The organism is Streptomyces sp. NPDC051555 (assembly GCF_044454405.1).
Classification (GTDB): domain Bacteria; phylum Actinomycetota; class Actinomycetes; order Streptomycetales; family Streptomycetaceae; genus Streptomyces.
This window is the reverse complement of record NZ_JBITDP010000088.1, coordinates 1-3586: the sequence shown is the minus strand read 5'-3', so window position 1 is coordinate 3586 and position 3586 is coordinate 1. Positions and strand designations below refer to the sequence as shown.

Here is a 3586-nt window from a genome sequence, read left to right as displayed (position 1 = left end):
CTCGATATCACTGTGCGTCACTTTCCGTTCAGGGCAGGAACCGGACCAGATAGGAGCAATCATCCCCTACTCACACAACCTGGTGTACACCCTCGGATTGCGCCGGGGGCAAGCAGCGCACAGATTCCACGCATGTGATCAGTGCGGTGCGGGACTTGAACCGTCTCGAGCTGGCCGGGGAGAGCGTGCGGGCCGCCCTGGAAGCCTTCGCCACCGTGGCCCCGTCCTGGCTGGCCGGGCAGATCGATGTGACGGAGTTCGCCGAGCGGTACGGGCCCCGGATCGACGGCTGGCGGATGCCGTCCTCGCAGACGAAGCGCGACCGTCTCGCCCAGGTCTTCGGCCAGGACGCCCTGGCCCTGTGCCGGGCCGCCTGGGCCGCCGACACCCCGGCATGGATCCGTGAGATCGAGGCCGTGGTCCTGCTGCGGCAGGTCCTCGTGCAGACCTACCTCATCCGCTCCGATGCCCGGGGACGGCAGGTGATCAGGAAGCGGGACGCCGACGACGGCGTCCCGCCCGGTCAACTCCGCCTGGCCTCCCCCTACGACACAGACGCACGCTGGGCGGCCAAGGGCGAGGACCTGTTCTGGCTCGGCTACAAGGTCCACCTCACCGAAACCTGCGGCACACTCCCCGAAGCCGAAGCCGAAGCCGAAGCCGAAGCCGAAGCCGAAGCCGAAGCCGAAGCAGGGGCAGGGGCAGGGGCAGGGGCAGGGGCAGGGGTGAAGCCGAATCTGATCACCGACGTGCACACGACCGACGCGACCGTGCCGGACGTGAAGGCCACCGCCCCGATCCAGCACAAGCTCGCCGGGCACGGTGTCAAGCCGGCCGAGCACTACCTCGACTCCGGCTACCCCTCCGCCGACCTGGTCACAGACGCCCTCAAGCAGGGCATCCGCATGGTCACCCCGGCACTCCTCGACCGATCCGCGCAGGCCAGGGCCGCCGAAGGCTTCGACAAGAGCGCCTTCACCATCGACTGGAAGAACCGCGAGGTCCGCTGCCCCGCCGGACGCACCAGCTCCCACTGGAACCCGGTCAAACAGCACGGCAAGGACGCCATCGTGATCACCTTCAGCGTCCTGACCTGCCGCGACTGCCCCTTCCAACAGCAGTGCACCACCTCGAAACCCGGACGCCGCATGCTCACCCTGCGGCCCCGAGAACTCCACGAGAACCTCGCCCGGGCCCGCGCCGAGCAGAAGACCGACACCTGGAAGAACAAGTACGCCCTCCGCGCCGGCGTCGAGGGAACCGTCAACCAGGCCCTCGACATCACCGGCATCCGCCAGGCCCGCTACCGCGGCCTGCCGAAAGTCCGCCTCCAGCACGCCTTCTCCGCCACCGCCCTCAACATCATCCGACTCGACGCGTACTGGACCGAAAACCCCCTGCGACGCACCCGTACCAGCCGCCTCGAACGCCTCGCCTACCAACTCACCGCGTAACCCCCACGAATTGCGCAGCAGAGTCATGATCGACTCTGCTGCGCAATTACGGAGCGCTATCACAGGCACCCATCTGAAGGCGCACACCGCGTCCGACTTACCCTACTTTAGGGCCTTCAGTAGGGCGGGGCGTCGGTGTGATGTCGTCGCGCTCCGTAATTGCGCAGCAGAGTCATGATCTGGCTCAAAGACCTCACCCGGACCACCCATTGATCACAACCAAATACGCGCCCTAGCAGAGGATGATCAGGCCTGTGACGACCGCGCAGTTGGCGCTCGCGGTGTTGTTGGCCGGGTTCGGGTCGGCCGGGGTGCTGGTGGCCGTCGCCTGCGCCTTGAGGGGGAGGCGCAGGGTGAGGGTCTTGACGTGTCCCCTGAACTTCCGTTCGGCGGAGGCGCCCTTGGCCAGGGTGCCGGTCGGGCAGGTGACCCGGTGGGTGGCCTTGTCGAAGGTGCAACCGTCAGTCAGGCCGCTCACGTCGCTGATGGCCTTCGACAGTTGGACGCTGGCCGTGCCGGACTCGACGGCGCCGGGGCCGTTGTTGGTGAGGTTCAGCGTGTAGTCGACCGCACTCCTCAGGAGGCCCGACCTGGCGCTGAGGCCGACCGCGAGATCGGCCTCCTTCGGCTGTGTGGCGCCCACGGTGATCTTCGTCGGGCCGGCCTTGCCGAACGCGTCGTTGTCCAGCGCGGTCAGGTCGAAGCTCTTGGTGTCCGCCGCGTCAAGGACCTTGAACGCGATCGTGAAGACCGTGGTCGAGCCCTCATTGATGGACGGCTTGGGGGTGATCAGGATGGTCTGCTGCTGGTCGGTGACCGGAAAGCGGTCGTCGTCAGTGAGGGGACAGAGGTTGTCCCCGTACTCGGGGCGTGTGTTGGTACAGGTCGGCGCGCTGAGGAGAGTTCCGAAGGTGCCGGGGCTCGCTTTGAGGGTGAGCGGCGTGGTGATCAGCCCCGAGCGCTTTCCCTTGAGGGTGTAGGTCAGCTCCAGCGTGTCACCCACGGCGGGGTTGTCGTCGCTGATCCGCACATTGGTGTCGGCGTACTCGCCGCTGCCGGTGACCGTGACCGGGTCCGCGGCCGCCGATCCGGCGGCGGCCAGGAGGGTGCCCGCCGCGAGGCTCGCGGCGGTGAGCGTTCCAAGGACGGTGCGGGAGAGGGTGCGTCGGGTGCGGTTCGTGGACGGTCGCAGGAGGGGCGGGACGTTCATGGCGCAACTCCGTACTTCGAGGCGAACGTGCTCTGAGCACACGAAACGAGGGCCGAAGTAGCGCTCCCCATACGGGTGCTGCTTTCAGCCTGCCGAAAGACTGGGGCAGGACGCTTCCCGACACGCCGACCCGAGCGGTTCGAAATGGACCGTCGTGGCTGCCCGCTGTGTCAGTTCTGGTCGTGGGCCAAGGCGCCGGCGACGTCGGCCGCGAGGGCGTAGCCCGGGCTGTCGTCGAGGAGTTCGCGGCGCCGGTTGTAGAGCTGGGGCGTTGACCCAAGGCCGGGTAGTTAACGGATTTCCGCTGGTGGGAAGGGGTTTCGGGGTCGGGTCGTGACGCGGGCAAGGGGGTCGCGTTGATCAGATCGTCCGCCAAGACTGCTGATCGCCGAGGTGCCCCGTTGCCCGTACGTCATTGTGCCGTGCCGCCCGGTCTGACGAGGCTCTCCCGCGTGTTCGTCGTGGCCGCGGGCCCTTTCGCGCCCGGCCATCTGGGCGAGCTGACGCAGGTCGTGCCATTCGAGCTCGTAGACGCGGTCCTGGAGGAGACTGGCCGTGTGCAGCACCGGCTGCGCGACCTGCCCTCGCGGGTCGGGGTCTACTTTCTGCTGGCGATGTGCCTGTTCCCGGAGGTTGGCTACCGGCTGGTCTGGAACAAGCTCACAGCGGCGCTGGCGGGTGTCGGCCTGGAGGTCGCCGGGCCGACCGCGAAGGCCCTGCGTGACCTGCGGCGCCGGGTCGGCCCGGCTCCGGTCCGCCGCCTGTTCGAAGTCTTGACCAGTCCACTTGCGCAACCGGCCACGACCGGGGTGCGGTTCGGGCGCTTTCGAGGGTGTACACCAGGTTGTGTGAGTAGGGGATGATTGCTCCTATCTGGTCCGGTTCCTGCCCTGAACGGAAAGTGACGCACAGTGATATCGAG

The 3586-nt window shown here is 67.5% G+C and carries 2 protein-coding genes and 1 pseudogene; 2 read left to right on the top strand and 1 reads right to left on the bottom strand.

Annotation, left to right across the window (positions count from 1 at the left end; all coding sequences use genetic code 11):
* Positions 1-155: 155 nt before the first annotated feature.
* Complete coding sequence (locus tag ACIBEA_RS44290; RefSeq protein ID WP_399270205.1) at positions 156-1454, top strand: transposase; 1299 nt, start codon at positions 156-158, stop codon at positions 1452-1454.
* A 232-nt stretch (positions 1455-1686) separates the two neighbouring features.
* Here the strand turns inward: ACIBEA_RS44290 and ACIBEA_RS44285 are convergent, their stop codons facing one another.
* Complete coding sequence (locus ACIBEA_RS44285) at positions 1687-2664, bottom strand: hypothetical protein (protein WP_399270203.1); 978 nt, start codon at positions 2662-2664, stop codon at positions 1687-1689.
* 422 nt (positions 2665-3086) lie between these two features.
* On the opposite strand from ACIBEA_RS44285, the pseudogene ACIBEA_RS44280 reads away from it, so the two are divergent.
* Positions 3087-3518 (top strand): annotated as a pseudogene (locus tag ACIBEA_RS44280) (transposase domain-containing protein); the annotation flags it as partial.
* Positions 3519-3586: the final 68 nt, after the last annotated feature.

Excerpts from the sequence above, each read along its gene's own strand:
- ACIBEA_RS44285 (WP_399270203.1), bottom strand. The coding sequence starts at position 2,664 with ATGAACGTCCCGCCCCTCCTGCGACCGTCCACGAACCGCACCCGACGC.